The organism is Rheinheimera soli, assembly GCF_031457405.1.
In the GTDB taxonomy this organism is placed as follows: domain Bacteria; phylum Pseudomonadota; class Gammaproteobacteria; order Enterobacterales; family Alteromonadaceae; genus Pararheinheimera; species Pararheinheimera soli_A.
Genome location: NZ_JAVDWR010000011.1, coordinates 21,281 through 38,477, shown reverse-complemented (window position 1 = coordinate 38,477; position 17,197 = coordinate 21,281). Strand labels below are relative to the sequence as shown.

General features: G+C 45.9%; 17 protein-coding genes. 10 read left to right on the top strand and 7 right to left on the bottom strand.

Annotated features, from left to right (window positions below; genetic code table 11):
• Positions 1 to 5: 5 nt before the first annotated feature.
• Both J2W69_RS14590 and J2W69_RS14585 read right to left on the bottom strand, forming a co-directional pair.
• Positions 6 to 818 carry a hypothetical protein gene (locus J2W69_RS14590; protein ID WP_310279808.1) on the bottom strand — a complete coding sequence of 271 codons (813 nt, stop codon included), beginning with the start codon at positions 816 to 818 and terminating at the stop codon, positions 6 to 8.
• A gap of 117 nt (positions 819 to 935) precedes the next feature.
• Positions 936 to 1,937, bottom strand: a complete 1,002-nt coding sequence (locus tag J2W69_RS14585) for a LysR family transcriptional regulator (RefSeq protein WP_310279807.1) — start codon at positions 1,935 to 1,937, stop codon at positions 936 to 938.
• 168 nt (positions 1,938 to 2,105) lie between these two features.
• On the opposite strand from J2W69_RS14585, the gene J2W69_RS14580 reads away from it, so the two are divergent.
• On the top strand, positions 2,106 to 2,324 hold the full coding sequence (locus tag J2W69_RS14580; RefSeq protein WP_310279805.1) for a hypothetical protein: 219 nt from the start codon (positions 2,106 to 2,108) through the stop codon (positions 2,322 to 2,324).
• The gene (locus J2W69_RS14575) at positions 2,258 to 4,123 is read left to right on the top strand and encodes a hypothetical protein (protein ID WP_310279803.1); all 1,866 of its coding nucleotides are present in this window, start codon (positions 2,258 to 2,260) and stop codon (positions 4,121 to 4,123) included. The genes J2W69_RS14580 and J2W69_RS14575 overlap by 67 nt, the downstream gene beginning before the upstream one ends.
• Before the next feature lie 41 nt (positions 4,124 to 4,164).
• Here J2W69_RS14575 and J2W69_RS14570 read toward each other — a convergent pair whose 3' ends face one another.
• Positions 4,165 to 5,202, bottom strand: a complete 1,038-nt coding sequence (locus J2W69_RS14570) for a patatin-like phospholipase domain-containing protein (RefSeq protein WP_310279801.1) — start codon at positions 5,200 to 5,202, stop codon at positions 4,165 to 4,167.
• A gap of 33 nt (positions 5,203 to 5,235) precedes the next feature.
• A complete protein-coding gene (locus J2W69_RS14565) occupies positions 5,236 to 6,507 on the bottom strand; it encodes an anti-phage deoxyguanosine triphosphatase (RefSeq protein ID WP_310279799.1) in 1,272 nt (423 codons plus the stop codon).
• Positions 6,508 to 6,644: 137 nt separating this feature from the next.
• On the opposite strand from J2W69_RS14565, the gene J2W69_RS14560 reads away from it, so the two are divergent.
• The 8 genes from J2W69_RS14560 to J2W69_RS14525 all read left to right on the top strand — a co-directional run bounded on the left by J2W69_RS14560 (position 6,645) and on the right by J2W69_RS14525 (position 13,527).
• Positions 6,645 to 7,016 (top strand): YebG family protein, encoded by a 372-nt coding sequence (locus J2W69_RS14560; protein ID WP_310279796.1) that lies wholly within the window; start codon positions 6,645 to 6,647, stop codon positions 7,014 to 7,016.
• Positions 7,017 to 7,374: 358 nt separating this feature from the next.
• Positions 7,375 to 7,524: a hypothetical protein gene (locus J2W69_RS14555; RefSeq protein WP_186435240.1), complete on the top strand. Its 150-nt coding sequence runs from the start codon at positions 7,375 to 7,377 to the stop codon at positions 7,522 to 7,524.
• Between the two features lie 489 nt (positions 7,525 to 8,013).
• The gene (gene katG, locus J2W69_RS14550) at positions 8,014 to 10,218 is read left to right on the top strand and encodes a catalase/peroxidase HPI (protein WP_310279791.1); all 2,205 of its coding nucleotides are present in this window, start codon (positions 8,014 to 8,016) and stop codon (positions 10,216 to 10,218) included.
• A gap of 159 nt (positions 10,219 to 10,377) precedes the next feature.
• Complete coding sequence (locus J2W69_RS14545; RefSeq protein WP_310279788.1) at positions 10,378 to 10,614, top strand: hypothetical protein; 237 nt, start codon at positions 10,378 to 10,380, stop codon at positions 10,612 to 10,614.
• Between the two features lie 81 nt (positions 10,615 to 10,695).
• A complete protein-coding gene (locus J2W69_RS14540; protein ID WP_310279786.1) occupies positions 10,696 to 11,241 on the top strand; it encodes a DUF4256 domain-containing protein in 546 nt (181 codons plus the stop codon).
• A 192-nt stretch (positions 11,242 to 11,433) separates the two neighbouring features.
• Complete coding sequence (locus tag J2W69_RS14535; protein WP_310279784.1) at positions 11,434 to 12,156, top strand: hypothetical protein; 723 nt, start codon at positions 11,434 to 11,436, stop codon at positions 12,154 to 12,156.
• A gap of 161 nt (positions 12,157 to 12,317) precedes the next feature.
• Positions 12,318 to 13,127 carry a class D beta-lactamase gene (gene blaOXA, locus J2W69_RS14530; RefSeq protein WP_310279782.1) on the top strand — a complete coding sequence of 270 codons (810 nt, stop codon included), beginning with the start codon at positions 12,318 to 12,320 and terminating at the stop codon, positions 13,125 to 13,127.
• A 10-nt stretch (positions 13,128 to 13,137) separates the two neighbouring features.
• Positions 13,138 to 13,527: a DUF1801 domain-containing protein gene (locus J2W69_RS14525; RefSeq protein ID WP_310279780.1), complete on the top strand. Its 390-nt coding sequence runs from the start codon at positions 13,138 to 13,140 to the stop codon at positions 13,525 to 13,527.
• A gap of 235 nt (positions 13,528 to 13,762) precedes the next feature.
• Here the strand turns inward: J2W69_RS14525 and J2W69_RS14520 are convergent, their stop codons facing one another.
• From J2W69_RS14520 to J2W69_RS14510, 3 genes are read right to left on the bottom strand one after another with little or no spacing between them, the layout of a single operon-like run.
• On the bottom strand, positions 13,763 to 14,557 hold the full coding sequence (locus tag J2W69_RS14520; RefSeq protein ID WP_310279779.1) for a gluconate 2-dehydrogenase subunit 3 family protein: 795 nt from the start codon (positions 14,555 to 14,557) through the stop codon (positions 13,763 to 13,765).
• Positions 14,557 to 16,236 (bottom strand): GMC family oxidoreductase, encoded by a 1,680-nt coding sequence (locus tag J2W69_RS14515; RefSeq protein WP_310279777.1) that lies wholly within the window; start codon positions 16,234 to 16,236, stop codon positions 14,557 to 14,559. The genes J2W69_RS14520 and J2W69_RS14515 overlap by 1 nt, the downstream gene beginning before the upstream one ends.
• A complete protein-coding gene (locus J2W69_RS14510) occupies positions 16,236 to 16,943 on the bottom strand; it encodes a 3-keto-disaccharide hydrolase (protein ID WP_310279774.1) in 708 nt (235 codons plus the stop codon). Before J2W69_RS14510 ends, J2W69_RS14515 begins: the two co-directional genes overlap by 1 nt.
• Between the last annotated feature and the right edge of the window lie 254 nt (positions 16,944 to 17,197).

Genomic DNA, 17,197 nt, shown 5'->3' with positions numbered 1-17,197 from the left:
TAAACTTATAATTTAACGGTATTTAATAACGTTGGTACTGTTTTGCTGAAATCAATCCATGGGTTAGTACCCAGAGTTTCAGAGCCTTGAACGCTTGGTTCTTCATAACGCATGACAAAATGTTCCGGACCGTGAGCGTATGCCACTACTAAACCATAAGGAGCATCCAGAAAACCGCCATGAGGGACCAGGCCAGGGTAACTAATACGCCATGCCTCACCATCGGACGGGACATAACCTAAAGTCAATTTTGCTACCAGATTGTCAGGTAAGACAAAAAACCAAGTCCAGGTACCACCTGACACAATAGTCATCACTTCATCAATACCAATACCATTCTCTGCACTATTGACATGCAATTTACCAAATTTTGCTTGCAGGTAATGCATCACATCAGGTGTCATAGCTTTCATATCATAAACTTTGGGGTAGGGTGCTACACCTTTTTCAGAGGTCGATAAAAAACCTCCTCTGTGCGCCGCAGGCTCGCGGCCTGCCAGCTCAATTTGTTCTAACAAGTCACCACGGTGCAAAGAAAATAAAGAAATAAGCTTTTCGTTTTCTTCTTGAGTTAAAGCCCGTGTTTTTGCCTGTTCTATAACAGGTTTCGCCTGAGCGGGTATAGCGACAGTGTTAACCCTGACACCAACAGACTTCAGTACGTTGTTCACTTGGACAACGCCGTGAGTTGCAGGCCGGCCATCACTGTAAGACAGTGTTAATTGCCCAGCGCTTGCTGTTGGATCAGCCGCCAGGCAGTGTGCCAGCGGCAGTACGGAAATTAAGCTTGTAGCAATAATGTTTTGCCAAAAATTCACCAGTAAATCTCCCAATTCAGAAAAGGATTTGACCTTATGTTGTCCGAATCAAGTATAGAAACTGCCGACTAGTAAATAAATGGCAGCCTAGTGAATGGATTGTCTACTAATAGTAAACTAACTTGTAAGACTGTTGGCAGCTCCGTCTGGGCTAAAATGCTGCACCATAAAGTCGATAAAGGTCCTGATTTTTTGTGACTGCTCTTTGTGGTAGGGGTAAATCAAATACAAAGTATGATCTTCTGCTTTCCACTCAGGCAATACTTCCAGCAGTTCGCCCTTTGCCAGTTCCTGCTTTACGAAGTATTCGGGCAATAAAGCTATACCTAATCCAAGCTTCACCGTTTGTGCCAGTGCAAGACTGTTATTGACCACATAGTGACCAAATGGAAGTTCGATCTCGCTAAGTTGCCCCTGCTTTTTAAAACTCCATCGTCTGGCTGAAGAAGAAAAACTGTAAATAAGGCAGTTATGTGCACTCAAATCGTCCGGGCTAAGCAGTGGCCCTGATCGTTTCAGATACTCTGGGGATGCACAAAGTACACGCTTTAACTCAGTGAGTTTACGACATCGAAAGCTGGAGTCAGCTAATACAGCACCACCGCGTATTGCAATATCTACCCCTTGCTCAACCAAATCTATGTAATGATCATTCATCACCAGTTCGATGGACAGCCCAGGATGTTGTGCCATAAAGGCACAGACCATTGGATTGATTTCGACAATACCAAGCGACATAGGCACACTGATTTTCAACGAACCCCGCAAAGATTGTGTTGCCTCCATCACAGATAAATCAGCAAGTTTAAGGCTATCCAGCACATGACAAACCTGTTGGTAGTACAGTTGTCCTTGCTCCGTAACATGTAATTTTCGGGTGGTTCTGTTGATCAGTGGACTTTGCAGATAGTCTTCCAACTCATGAATATTTTTGCTGATGGCTGCTTTCGATAAGTTCAGATCCTCTGCTGCAGCTTTAAAACTTCCAAGTTCCACCACTCTTTTGTACACATTCAGCGCTCTGAGTTTGTCCATTGTCCAGCCACCGTATTTGAATTTTTCCTGCATATCATTGCCGGATTTTAAAATGGCTGCCAGCTCTTTTAGTTTTTGCTGCATAAAGCGAAATTCAAAGCAATTTATAGTGAAAAAATTTCACCACTCACCCCAAATAGCACGCCACTGAGCACAGAGTTACAGTTTTGCTCAAGTGATTACAGTTTGTCCGCAGTGCTCACATTAGTATTCGAGCTATTACTCGACAGCTGAACAAAGGATAGCGCTGATATGTTACGAAAAAAATTGGTTTTTGCCATGGGTTACCTGAGTGCTGCGCTGGCTTTAGCCGCCTGCGGTGGATCTGGAACTGATGCAGCCCCTACAGTTCAGGCGGGCGCAGATATCAGTCTGAAAGAAGGCCGTAGTGCGGTGTTACACGCGTGTCTGACGACAATGCTGGTTATCAGCTCAAATGGAGTCAGGTCTCTGGCCTTGCACTACAACTGAGCAATAGCACTGAGCAGAGCCTGACTATTAAAGCGCCGACTATCAACGAAGATACAACAGCAGTGCTTAGGCTAACCCTCACCGACAGCGCAGGTCAGTCTGTGTCTGACGAACTGACCGTGTCGCTGAAAAACAATAAGCTACCTACTATTACTGCGACAACTTTGCCGGCGTTGACGGAGAAATCTGAGGCGCAGCTGCAGGTGAATGTGGCGGATCCTGATGGCGTTGTGCAAAGCGTTCAGTGGCAGCAATTATCTGGCCCTGTGATGCAACTAACGGACACTAATAAACCGCAGGTTAAAATTCAGGTTCCAGCTGTTACTACCACTGAAGTTGCCAGACTACGTATCAATGTAACTGATGACGATGGTGAGGTATCAGTGCTTGAAAAGGATGTGCAGATCGATCCTCTATGGCAACAAGTGCATGTCAGTGGCTACTTATCTGCAAAAAATATGGCAGGTGCCAGAGTGCTCGCGGTCGTGAATAATGAAATTTTCCACACCGTCGCTGATGCAAGTTCTGGATATAGCCTGACTTTGAAACTGGACGATGATGCAGAGTCGGATTTTGTCATAATAAAAGCCGAATCAGCGGCAAAACCAGGTATGGAATTGTTTGCTACAGTGCCTTCAGTTCTGACGCAGGACCCAACACTGGTGACTAACCTGACACCCTACAGCACCGCTGTGGTTGCAATGACAGCCAGAGCAAATCAGGGTGTTTTACCTTATAGCATCGATGATTTATTGCATGCAGAACCCAGGATGGTTGCAGCTGAGGTTGCTGAAGCCTCCATCCTTATTGCCGCTTTTGCAGAGCAGGATCAGGTGGCTTTGCCTGCAGGTATGTTGTCTGTATTCAGCACTATTATGCAACCTAATACTTACGTCGGCTTCAAAAATGCCTTGCTGCAAACACAGCATGATTTGTTGTTCCAGCTGTCAGAAGATTTGCCTCTTAATACTATCCACAGAGTTGATTTCACGGAAGCAGAGCTGAGTGCAGGCTTACGTTTAACGGAATTGGACACTGAAGAATATATACCTGGCGGCAATCGTTTCTATCAATTTCTGCCAGAGAACAAAACACGGGTAGCGGACAAAACATCATCCTTTGAAGGTTTATGGTCTGTATTGACAGGTGTTTTAGTGTCTCAGGTGAATGTGGACGATGCGCCTCTGTATTGGCTGGATGTCGAAAGGCATGAGCTGGGTCTGGATCCAGAACAACTGATTTGGTTACAACAGGCGGGTATCACTCGGCTGAATGTTAAGTTGAACCTGTTGGCAGAACGTTTAATCCGGCTCAGTCAAAGCGCTGGCCAGGGTTTGTACTGGCGTCAAATCCGTATTGGCTATCAGGTGCAGCCTGTTTGGCTAAAAGGCGAGTTGATGGAGTCTTTGCCACAGGAAATTGAAACCTATGATTATATGTGGGGTAAAGCATTAAATTCTGAAAGTCTGGAGGTTTCTGAACGAGACCTGGCGGGCGTCTGGTCGCTGCCTTTATACAAAGCCAACGACGAATTTTTTGCTGAACAGCTGCAACCACAAGAACTGGTGTTGCAACAAAATGGCGAAGGCTACAGCCGTACTTCTGCAGAAACTTTTGTCTGGAGAGTTCGTCTGGATCAGAACCAGCAATCTGTGCTTACTTTGAGTTTTAGCGATGGACAGAAAATGGATATCCGCTTGTTAGCTCAAACCATTGCAGGCTATCAGGCTGACTTACTGTACCTGAATGACCAAATGCAATGGTTAGCTGCCGATCAACGAGAAATCAAACGACTGTAAAAGTACTTTAAGTCAAAAGGGGGGGCTAAGCTGTCTCATCATTAAATTTTTTCCAGCAAATAGTTACCTGATTTAAGATCGTCCGCCAGCTCTTTTGAACGTTCCAGCACTGTGGCCCAATAATCCAGGCGCTGTGCATCTGTTAATTTGTCGAAATCTTTACGGTCCGGGATTTTGCCATAAGGCAAAGACTTCACCCAGTGTTCCGACGGGCAAATCAGGATCATCTTATCCATCTGCGCTGCTTTAGCGCGGCGCCACGGCAAAGATTTATCAAACCAGCCTGGGATCAGGTACGGATAAAAGTGTGGATATAAAATTAATCCATCCTGTTGATAAGGCAAGGAAAGGTGGTAATCCAGCAAGCCACCGTCCATATACAGACCTGTGGGTAAACCAGCCGGATCTTTCACCGGGTGCATCACCATAGGAATAGAACCTGAAGCCAATAAACTGGCTTTAAAATTATCAGGTGTCAGCTGATAAGCTTCGTGAGGTACCTGTTGCAGCAAGCTGGTATCAGAGTGGTTTTGCATCACCACTCTTTTATAGAAGCGTTGCAATAAAGCAGGTTTTAGCAAATTAGCGCCAGCGGCAAACAGCAAACGGCGGATTTGTGCGGCCTTATGCTGCGACTTTCGGATCTTCACTTCACGGGCTGTTATAAAATTCAGTTGCAGCACAGGGTGATTCAACACTTGCAGAATGCAGTCATCTGTAGGGAATACCTGATCCAATACAGCAGCTGAAGTGGAGGTAATTTGATCTATACTGGCCTTAGGCGGAAAACACAAACTGCTGTAGGCTTTGGCAAAACGTTCGGAGGCCGCAGCAGGGTTTTGCTGCGTGACACAAGCAAAACGCCAGGCCCCGGCAGAACTGCCCACTAATGATAAAGGTGTGCTTCTTTCTTTAAAAAACTCGCCAAACAGATACTGATCTAAACCAAATAAACAAAACCACTTAGGGCCACCACTGGCTCCCAAAACTAAATGAATATCCTGCTGACGTAAGCCATGTTGTTGCAAATGCTCAAAGGCAGTGGCTCCCGCCAGTACTCTTAATGTTGACACTGTCACCCGAATTTTTTCCTTTGTTTTTACCTATAGAACTTACAAAGTTGCGGCAAATAGTTGTTGATGCATACGCAAAGCATATTCATCTGTCATACCGGACACATAATCACAAATAACCCGCATCTTGCTCTGTTCGTTATCCGCCATAAGCCAGCGGTTTTTGGTGTTAGCCGGTAACAACCGCTCTGCTTCTGAACTAAAGGCTTCAAACAATGAACGTACAATTTGCTGGCCTTTGTATTCGCCTCGTTGCACATCGGACGACAAAATTACGGCTTCGTAAACAAAACTTTTGAACAGTTGCAGCAACTGCTGCTGCGGCTCTGGCAAGCGGGCATTGTAGCGGATCAACAGATCCCGGGTGTCCGGCAGCGACTGATACAACTCTATACTGGTGATCAACAAATTCACCAATGCACCAATAGCATCCTTACGAATATGATGTTCGGGCATAAATAATTTGTGGCTGATATGTTTTAAAGCGCTGGCAATCTCTGTTGGTAACTTCGCCATTTCTGGTTCAGCCAAACGGCGCCAGTGTTCAATAGTGACAGTGCCTGTGACTATTGCATCTTCTAAGTCGTGTACACCGTAGGCGATATCATCGGCCAGTTCCATAATGGAGGCATCGAGCGATTTATGCAGCGATTTTAAAAAAGGTGCTTTAGCCAGAGTTTCAGTAGCTTGAAAAACGCTGCGATCTGCTGCTGACAACGGGTTTAAGATCCAGTCGAGTAAGTCGCTGTCATCCGCATAAATAGCTTTGCAGGGTTTGACTGTTATACCTTTGCTGAACTCCCCCGGAGTGGGTTGTACTATCGGATACTTTAACAAACCCAATAAAGTGCGGCGGCTTAAATTCATACCACCACTGGCGGTGTAGGGTTCCAGTTTTCCTACGATACGCAAGGTCTGACCGTTGCCTTCAAAGCCACCAAAATGCTGCATACAGGCATTTAACGCTTTTTCACCACCATGACCAAAAGGGGGATGGCCTAAATCGTGGGCCAGACACAAGGCCTCCATCAGACTGTCCTGTGCCAGTAAAGCTCTTAATGCCGGATCTTCTTGCTGGTAATTTAATTGCGCTACTAAAGCCGTGCCTATTTGTGCAGCCTCTAAAGAGTGGGTCAGGCGGGTTCGGTAGAAGTCATTCTGGCCTATGCCCATAATCTGAGTTTTGGCCTGCAGACGGCGAAAAGCTGCCGAATGCAGAATTCTGGCTCTGTCTCTTTGCCATGGCGTACGGTGATCGTTTGGTCTTTGACTAAGTTCGGCAAGACGGCGTTCGGCCCATAGATGCTGCATACAAAATCCTTCTGAAATGATGACTTTAATGCTACGGCAAAAGCAGAAAAGAGGCGATGCGTATTTTTTACAAATACAACTGGACAAATAAACAGTGGTTGCTGTATAAATGTTCAGTATCAAAAGCAGGAGGATTTATGGCCGTTATTATTAAATACATTGTTGAGCGCGCTGGAGTAGAAAAAATGACCTTTAGTTCAAAGCCTGAAGCAGACGCCTATGACCGTATGCTGGATATTGCTGACGAACTGTTTTTAATGCTGGGTCAAAGTGAACTGATCCCTGATGAGCAACAACGCGAAGATCTGGCGCTGTATTTAGCTCAGCAAAAAGAGCTGGTGATCCAGACCTTGAATCAGAAAACCAAACACAATAAAACTCAGGTTACTGACAAAGAACAAGTGAAAGACAAGGCAAAAGAGCAGGGGGCTGCACAAAGCCCTACAGCCGCCGCTGTGCCTGAAGATGTGACAGAGGTGACAGAAGTTGCAGATGACATGGCTGCTTAATTTAGCAGCAGAGCTTTAACCTCTGCATTTGCTTGTACCTTTATTTTTTATTAGAACAGCTAATTTATAAGCCAGGTCGAAAAAGGGCATAACTATAAACTGGTTGTGCCTTTTTTATTGGGGTTAGAAGATATATTTTGCATAGTTAACTGGTTTTACAGCATTTTTATTGGTTTTAGTTTATTTCAATGAATAGCAATTATGAAAGCTGGCTGAATAAAGCTAACGGGAATGAATTTATTTTCATTAAAAAAACTAATGTCAAAACTTAATTTATCTCGTTCGTCGCCTGATTAAATTTACAGCATAATAACCACGTTTTCGGAAAAACACTTTCTCAGACTTAACGAGGTTGGCTATGAACAGTATCAATACCACAGTAGAAAAATCCAACGTTAGCACTACAGAGCGCAGCGTATCTTCTCTGCTGTTGGTGCGTCGCATCAATCAGTTTTTAACTCAGATTGGCCGCGCTTTAAGTTTGAGTGGAGCTGTATACACCAAATAATGGTGCTGAAGACTTGCCACAGGTTTTGCTGAGCTTGTGGTTGTAAAAAACGTAACCCCTTTAACGCGCTTAGATTGCTGCTAAGCGCGTTTTTTTTACCTCTATAAAAACACGCTACTGGTTTGTTTTATGAACGATCTTCCCGCCATTTCCGCCTTCATTTAGTTGTCATCTGTAACTCTTAGGCTATTTTTATGAGGTCTCTGTTTTGTGCCCATAGGTTGTCACATCTAAAAATGTGATTGAAGACATTGAATTTTTTCATTATGCCTCAGGTCTGGGACAGGTAAACTGATGTCAGGCATAAAGCTTAAGAGTGGCTGAGTTCAGCTGATGTCACTCATTTTCAGTACTAGCCTGGTCCGGTGTTTTGGATCAAAACAATCTGGTCGTTATCGATAACCCGCGTGGATGTGCAGGTTCCAGTTGCAGAGTTATCGCCTTTTGATGGATTTATTCCATTTATAACAGCAACAAGTGGAGAAAAAGATGGGAAACAACGAAAACAGCGCAGGTAAATGCCCTGTGATGCACGGTGCTTTAACCAAGTCAGCAGCCGGTGGTACTTCAAACCGCGACTGGTGGCCGAACCAACTGAATTTAAGTATTTTACATCAACACTCTTCGTTATCCGATCCAATGGATCAGCCGTTTAATTACGCACAAGCCTTTAAAAATCTGGATCTGGCCGCTGTGAAACAAGATTTATATGCGCTGATGACAGACTCACAGGACTGGTGGCCTGCCGATTATGGTCATTATGGTCCGTTGTTTATTCGTATGGCCTGGCACAGCGCTGGCACGTACCGCACATCAGATGGCAGAGGCGGCGCATCCTCAGGTTCACAACGTTTTGCACCTTTAAACAGCTGGCCGGACAACGGCAATCTGGATAAAGCCCGCCGCTTATTATGGCCAATCAAACAAAAGTACGGTAATCAGTTGTCCTGGGCCGATCTAATGATTTTGGCTGGTAACTGTGCGCTGGAATCTATGGGCTTTAAAACCTTTGGTTTTGCCGGTGGCCGCGAAGATATCTGGGCTCCGGAAGAAGATATTTACTGGGGTGTGGAAACCGAATGGCTGGGCGATAAACGTTATGAGGGTGACCGTGAACTGGAAAACCCATTAGCCGCAGTGCAAATGGGGTTGATTTATGTCAATCCTGAAGGTCCGAATGGCAACCCTGATCCAGTGGCTTCAGGCCGTGATATTCGTGAAACTTTTGCCCGTATGGCCATGAATGATGAAGAAACAGTAGCCTTAGTGGCAGGTGGTCATACTTTTGGTAAATGCCATGGTGCCGGTGATGCCTCTTTAGTTGGGGCTGAACCTGAAGCTGCGGCCCTGGAGGAGATGGGCTTAGGCTGGAAAAACGCCTTTGGTACAGGTAAAGGTGTGCATACCATTACCAGCGGTATTGAAGGGGCCTGGACTCCAACGCCTACCCAGTGGGATACCAGCTATTTCGACACCTTATTTGGTTACGACTGGAAACTGGTTAAAAGTCCGGCTGGCGCTCATCAATGGATCCCAACGGATGAGTCTGCCGCAACAGCTGTGCCTGATGCTCATGACCCAACCATACGTCATGCGCCAATGATGACAACAGCTGATTTAGCTTTGAAAATGGACCCGATTTACGAGCCAATTTCACGCCGTTTCCATCAGAATCCGCAAGAATTTGCTGATGTGTTCGCCAGGGCCTGGTTTAAGCTGACTCACCGCGATATGGGGCCTTTAGCGCGTTATTTAGGCCCTGAAGTGCCATCCGAAGAATTGATATGGCAAGACCCTGTGCCTGTAGTGACAAACGAGCTGATGAACGCACAAGATATAGCTGCGTTAAAAAGCCAGATCCTGGCTTCTGGTTTATCCATTTCAGAATTGGTGTCAGTGGCATGGGCTAGTGCTTCAACCTTCCGTGGTTCAGATAAAAGGGGGGGCGCAAACGGTGCCCGTATTCGTCTGGCTCCACAAAAAGACTGGGCTGTAAATCAGCCTGCTCAATTAAGCAAAGTGTTGGCTGTGTTTGAGCAAATTCAGGCCTCTTTTAATAACCAGTCAGAAAGCCGTAAGGTGTCGCTGGCGGATATGATTGTTTTAGCAGGAGCTGCTGCTATAGAGCAAGCGGCTAAAAATGCTGGTGTAGCTATAGAGGTGCCTTTTGCTCCGGGCCGCACTGATGCGACACAAGAGCAAACTGATGTGGAGTCTTTTGCTGTGATGGAACCTGCAGCTGATGGTTTCCGTAACTATCAAAAGAGCAGATTCTCTGTAAAAGCAGAAGAGTTATTGCTGGATAAAGCTCAGTTGTTAACTTTAACAGCACCGCAAATGACAGCTCTGCTGGGAGGTCTGCGTGTATTAAATATCAATGCGGATAAAACTCAGCACGGTGTCTTCACCAAACAGGCTGATACGCTAAGCACCGACTTTTTTGTCAATTTGCTGGATATGAATACCCTCTGGACTCCGGTCTCACCTGAGGCTGAGTTGTTTGAAGGCAAAGATCGCAAAACCGGCGCTGCAAAATGGACAGCAACCAGGGTTGATCTGGTGTTTGGCTCTAACTCTCAGTTACGCGCTTTGGCTGAAGTTTATGCTCAGCAGGATAACAAGCAAAAGTTTGTCCGTGACTTTGTTGCCGCATGGAACAAAGTCATGAACGCTGACCGCTTTGATTTAAAGTAAAAATCCGCATTTTCAATCGGGTCTGAAACAAAGGCAGCGGTTTTCTAATCGCTGCCTTTTTACTTTTTTGAACAGTGGTTTTTAGAAAAGGGGTTGAATTGAAGTGGTTTTCCCCTTAGTTTGGACTGAATACAAAAATGGATGAATACAGGACAAGAGATGGACTTTTTAGTGATTGACGCTGTCGCCGTTCAACCAGAATACTTTCGTATGTATGAAGAATTGATTGATATTGGATTGTCAGAGGCTGTATCAGATCTTGTGTTTGTGAAAAAACCACATACATTAAGTTATGCTTTTGAACAAGACGGCATATCGCTTGGCTACTATAAAATTTTGTCTACAAAAGCTGGTGCAACTCAGGGCGTTACGATTTTTACTTTGCATAAGCAATAACAACAGGTGAAACAGATGAAGTGTTCTGTCAGCGCAGCGGCCTGACATTTCTCAGCAACAGAAACAAAAAAGAGCAAAGTGATGGATACTCAAGAATTCGAAGCGCTGATCCGGCTATTAAAAACACGTTTTGAAAAACACAAAAACCGCCATGCCGGGCTCGATTGGGCCGGGGTTCAGGCCAGGCTTGAGGTTAGTCCGGATAAACTAAAGTCGCTTTATGAAATGGAAGCAACAGGCGGCGAACCCGATGTAGTAGGGCTTGATGAACAAAGCGGCGAGTTTATCTTTTTTGACTGTGCAGCCGAAAGCCCGAAAGGGCGCAGAAGCTTATGTTACGACCGCGAAGCTTTAGATTCCAGAAAAGAACATAAACCAGCCAACAGCGTGTTGGATATGGCAGCTGCTATGGGTATTGAGCTGCTGACCGAAGATGAATACCGTTATTTACAGCAGTTTGGCGCTTTCGATAGCAAAACCTCCAGCTGGTTAGCAACACCAGCTGAAATTCGCGCTTTGGATGGCGCTATTTTTGGCGACTACCGATATGGCCGTGTATTTATCTACCACAATGGCGCTCAGTCTTATTATGGCGTCAGAGGATTCCGGGCTTCATTGCGAGTTTGAGAAAAGCGTTCGGATCCGGAATTAGCGTCCGAATACGGACGAAATTTCAGCTGCTTATCCTGTTTGTAGTCAACTAATTATTAAATTTCAATGGTTTATGTTTTGGAATGTAAATTGCTGCGATATCTGTGTATCAGCGCTGAAGCGCATCACTGCATCGATTCACACGAATTAGTTACGGAGAACAGATTTATGAAAACAGCCTTACACTCTTGTGTCGTCATTTTTAGTTTGGCGGCTCTATGGCCCGCTAAAGCGGACAGCGATCTGCTTTTACCCACCCGCCTGATAAAAAATGAGTCGGCGTCTTTTTACACTAAACAAGATGTGTGCGACCACAGCAAAAAAACAGCGCCAGACAAAAAAGCAGCTATGGTCATTGTGAAAACCCACTACTGCGACAAAAGCTCAAAAGTTTGTTTAAAAACAACGGCCCTGGTTGCTGATCCGGCCAATCATTTTGTGCATGACAACTTCAGCGTTTACCAGTCCCGTTTTGAAAGCCAAAGGCGCGAGATTGTCAATTCAGGCGAAAGCTCTATTCGTGACGAGTGGGAAAAAGACGACAGCGGTCCGGAGTATTACATTGTGGACGTTCAGAGCTGTAAGATTTTGTTCCGGGATTACGCATACTCCGTTTATCAGCAAGGCATGCATGAAGCCAATAGTGCTGGAACACATTTAAATTTCGAAGCCAATTACAGAGCGATGCGGTATCTGCTGCTGCAGGATGAGTCTGTGCGCAGCATATTGGGCAACAAATACGAACATCTGAACGAAACGCAAATTCGTGCTGAATTGGCGCGCTCTGAAGAAATTCGTCAATTGCATGCACAAAAATCTCTTTCTGAGGTGCTGGATGCGGTGGATGCTCAGGATGCGGACAACGGACTTAAGTACAAAGAAAGCAAGTGATACCCTGAAGCCTGAACGGCGAGCTTTTCGCTGCTCAGACTCCACTGGCTTGCTATTGAGTATGCGCATATGAAAAAAAGGTTGATCAGCTTTGAATTTATTCTGACCAGCAGCATCAAAGGCCAGGGTATGAGTTCACCTCTTTTTTATAAGGAATCTAAGTGTCTGTTCTAAAAGTTACATTTTCAATCTTATGTTTAGCGTCAGCGTCTTTTTGTAGTGCAGCAGAGCCAACAAAAACGGCTGACTGGCAAGCGACGTTCACTAAATTTAACGCCAAAGGTACACTGGTTATTTCGGATGAGCGGGTGAAACCCGCTACATCGCAGGTATTTAACCCAGAGCGTGCCAAACAGCGTATGTCTCCTGCTTCTACTTTTAAAATTCCTCATAGCCTGATGGCGCTGGATGCTGGTGCTTTAAAAGACGAATTTCAAGTATTTCGTTGGGATGGTGTGGAGCGTAGTTTTGCAGGCCACAATCAGGATCAGAACTTACGCTCGGCCATGCGAACCTCAGCCATCTGGGTCTACGAAATATTTGCCAAACAGATTGGGGAGAAGCGGGCAGGCGAGTATCTGCAAAAAATAGGTTATGGCAATGCCAATCCGTCGGCGGACAAAGGCACCTATTGGGTGGATGGCAAGCTGGCTATTTCGGCAGAAGAACAAATAGCGTTTTTACAAAAACTCTATCTGAATCAACTGCCTTTTGCTAAAGAACATCAGTTGTTAGTGAAAGATATGATGGTCAACGAAGCAGGTAAAGACTGGATCTTAAGAGCAAAAACCGGCTGGGAAGGACGTTTTGGCTGGTGGGTAGGCTATGTGGAGTGGCCAACAGGGCCAGTGTTTTTTGCGTTAAATATAGACACGCCAGATCGACTGGCGGATCTTTATAAAAGAGAAGCCATAGTGCGGGACGTTTTGGTGTCTATGGGCGCCTTGCCAGCTCCAACTGAAACAAACTAACGGAGAGATCATGCATCCGGATATTCAAAGCTATAACCAGGCGCAAGTTGCTGAAGAACAACTGATTTGCCAGCTGTTAGCAGAGCAGATTGATGCGGCTTTGCCTGAAGCTGAAAATAAAATCTGGCATGCACATCCGGTGTGGTTCCTTGATGGTAATCCTGTGGTTGGCTACAGCAAACTCAAAGGTGGCATTCGGCTGCTGTTTTGGAGCGGTCAATCTTTTGATGAAGCTGAACTTAAAATTGAAGGCAGTTTTAAAGCCGCTGAAAAACGCTATAGCCACAGTAATCAATTGAATACAGACGACTTACAGCGCTGGCTGGCAAAAGCCCGTGATATTCAGTGGGATTACAAAAACCTGATCCGCCGTAAAGGCCAGCTGGAAAGGTTAAAATAATTCGTGGTAGGGGCGGGTGAAGGGCCGGGACAAGCCACGGCCCCTACGGTACCCGCCCGTCTATTGATACCGCGGAGATTTTAAAAGGACTGGGGTAACCTACAGCGCGCCCGTCTAAAATTACAATCCAATGCCAGACAGGGTTTATCCCCGCCCGTCTTACATCGCATTCCTATACCGTTGCGGGCGACCATAAAGGTCGCCCCTACGATCATTATGGCAACAAGCTGCTCCGTCATGCCTGAATTGGATAGGCAAATTCAGTTAAACCTAAATCTGCCAATACTTTGTCCAGGTGAGCATAAGCTTCTTTTGTTGGGCCAGGATAATCACCGGCTATTGGCACATTACCGATATAACCTATGTCTTTTGTCCCCTCAGGCGTACAGAAAAACGCAGCCAGAACTAAAGCGCGAAAGCGGCTGAACGCTGTGGCTATGCGCTTAAACTGAGGTGGTGTTTCGGCTCTGTCATAAGCAATATCGTCCATAATGGCTTTTTTCTGGGGGTTAGTAAGCACAACAAAGATCTTACTAAAACGCATCTGTGCTTCATCATCTATCCAGGCCAAAGCCGACAAAATAGTCAGTCTGTCTTGTTGTTGACGTTCGTAAGGTGCGCTGACCCATTCATCGACAACAGCAGGTACATGCACTTCAGAAGCGCTGGGCACACTGCCTTCCCGTGGTACCAGAATATCCGACAAAACAGCCACTAAGCTCAGTTGAGCCTGAGTTAAGGTCAAAGGCCATGGCGATTCAGGTGGCAGAATTAAGTTTGGATCTTTGCCATAACCTGTTGCAGTGACTGGGGATAATTTCAGCTCTGGCCAATGTTCAATGCTGGCTTTTGCTGCACCTGTTCCCGCATCAGTTTTACTGACTGGCGCACTGTCGCAGCCCGTTAAAGCTGCAGGTAATAAAGCGCTGGCTGCTAAAGCCATCATCAGTTTTAACGAATCGCGTCTTGTTATGCCGGATTTGTACTGCATCTCTTGCTGATCCACACTCTTGTCTTGATGCTGATCCATCAGATCGCTCCTTGTTTTAACTGAGCCGACAACCAGGATGAGTTACGCATGGCCAGCGTCATAATGGTCAAAGTGCAGTTCTTGTGGGGGTTAGAGGCAAAGACGCCACCATCCATCACAAAGAGGTTAGGGCAGTCCCAGCTTTGGCCCCATTGGTTGGTGACTGAGTCTTTTGGTGAAGCGCCCATACGGGTGGTGCCCACTTCATGAATAATTTCACCACCTTTTAAAATGGCTTGCTCTGGTGATGGCAATTCCCCCAGAGTAACACCCATTTCGGCAAAAATAGCTTTGGCGGTTTTCAGCCCATGTTCCACTTGTTTCAGCTCGTGTTCCGACCACTTCCAGTGAAAACGTGCAACAGGAATACCCCATTTGTCTTTCACTTCAGGATCTATATCCATATAACAATGCTCGTTAGGAACCATTTCTCCACGCAGGGCAAAACCTACATAAGCACCGTAGTTCTGTTTCACCTGACGCTTTAAATCCGTACCGTAACCTTGAATATTACCCGCAATACCTGAACCTGGCTCGCTAAAACGGCCACCAATTTCAAAGTGATAACCCCGGGGGAAATCCAGCTCTTTACGTTCCTGTGCTTTATGGCCCCACCATGGAATAAATAAATGATTGGCGGTATGACCATCTTCGTTATAAATCGGGCGACCTTGCAGGGCTGGCACCATAGCGCCGATATTGGCACCAGTGGAGTCCATCAGGTTTTTGCCGACCTGGCCACTGGAGTTGGCCAGACCATTTGGAAAACGTGTTGATTTGGAATTTAACAACAAACGTGCTGATTCGCAGGCGCTTGCAGCCAGGATCACCACTTTGGCTTTGAGTTGGTGCACAGTAGAGGTTTTTTTATCCACATAACTGACACCTGTCACTTTGCCGTTTTCGTCGGTATCAACAGATTTCACCATCGCATCGGTCAGAACCTGCAAGTTGCCTGTAGCTCTGGCCATAGGAATAAGCGAAGTGGTGGTTTGAAAAGCTGCACCAATAGAGCAACCATGACCACAAGGAGTGGCATAAAAACAAGCAGCTCTGCTATCCAAAGGCCGGGTTAAAACGGCACGGTGCATAGGAGCCGAAGGAATGCCTAACTTATTTGCTGCGGCAGCTATTAACAGCTCAGTAATACGTGGCTTAGGCGGTGGTTGTAATATGCCATCGGATGAAGGCGGCATATCATCCAGCCCGGTATTGGTGCCACAGACGCCGACTAAAGCTTCAGTTTTATCGTACCAGGGCGCGATATCTTCGTAGTTAAAAGGCCAGTCTGCCCCTAAACCATCGCGGCTTTTGCCTTTAAAATCATGTTCGCTAAAACGCAAAGAATAGCGGCCCCAGTGGTTGGTGCGGCCACCTAACATACGAGCGCGCCACCACAAAAATTCAGAACCGTCAGCTGCTGTATAAGGCTCGTTTGGTACCTGCCAGCCGCCATCTACAGTAGCGTCGTAAAAACCAAAGTCTTTATCTGAGTTGCCTGCGCCCATCAAGGGGGCTTCACCGTTGCGTTTAAACATAGGGGTTTCAGTTTTTGGGTCGTAATCCCGTCCGGCTTCAAGCATCAGCACTTTATGCCCTGCTTTTGTCAGCTCGAAAGCCGCCATGGAACCACCAGCGCCGGACCCAACTACCAGCACTTCAAAGTCAAAATCTTTCATTAGTTCAGCTCTTTAATTTTGATGTTTTTGAACCAGACCTTATCACCATGATCCTGCAAACCTATATGGCCTGTTTTGGCTTTGGCAAAACCAGGCCAACTGGCAAACTTGCTGTTCGCGACCAGACTGTTCCATTCATCGCTGCCTATGGTCACTTTTGTCGTTTGCACGTCGTTTTGCCAAACAGTTAAAGCGGAATTCTCCAGACGGATTTTAGTGCTGTTCCATTCACCGGCTTTTTTATGCGAAGCCACAGGGGAGGCAATCATGTCGTACAGAGATCCGGAGAGGTGAGTGTCGAGTTTATTATCCGGATGGCGTTCGTTATCCAGAATTTGAATTTCCGGCGCGTGGGAGTAGATGTATTTGCCTTTTTCATCGGCCAGAATAAGAATGCCGCTGTTGCCCACTTCTGAAATTTTCCAGTCGAGTGTCAGTTCAAAGTTGCTGTAACTTTTTTTACTGATTAAGTCACCACCACCGCCAGCTGTCAGCGTAATAGCTCCATCTTCAATTTGCCACTTCTCGTTCACTGTGGGCTGTTTAAAAGTGCGCCATTGCGACATATCTGCGCCGTTAAACAGTAACTGCCAGCCGTCTGCCATTTCCTCTGCTGTCAGTTGATTGTCGGCGGCGAATACGGGCAGGCTTATAGCAGAAACAAGAATAAAGGCTGCTAAGGCTTTAGTTTTTATAGATAAAATCAAGTTGTCACCCCTGTTGTTGGTTCAATACTCTGCTGGCATTATTTTTTGATTTAGTTTGATGTAATGGGTTTCATTGTTGCTCTATAAAAACAAGTATCGGTAGTAAAATGCAAGCGCTGTTTTTACTTTTGAGTTGCAACTGCTCATGCTTGCGCTGAGTTGTTGTTCTGTTGCAGATGCAAAATGTTGTCGCAAATATACAAGGCAAAAATTGTTGCAGCTGTCAGACTTTGTAAAGTTGTTTTTAAGGAGAG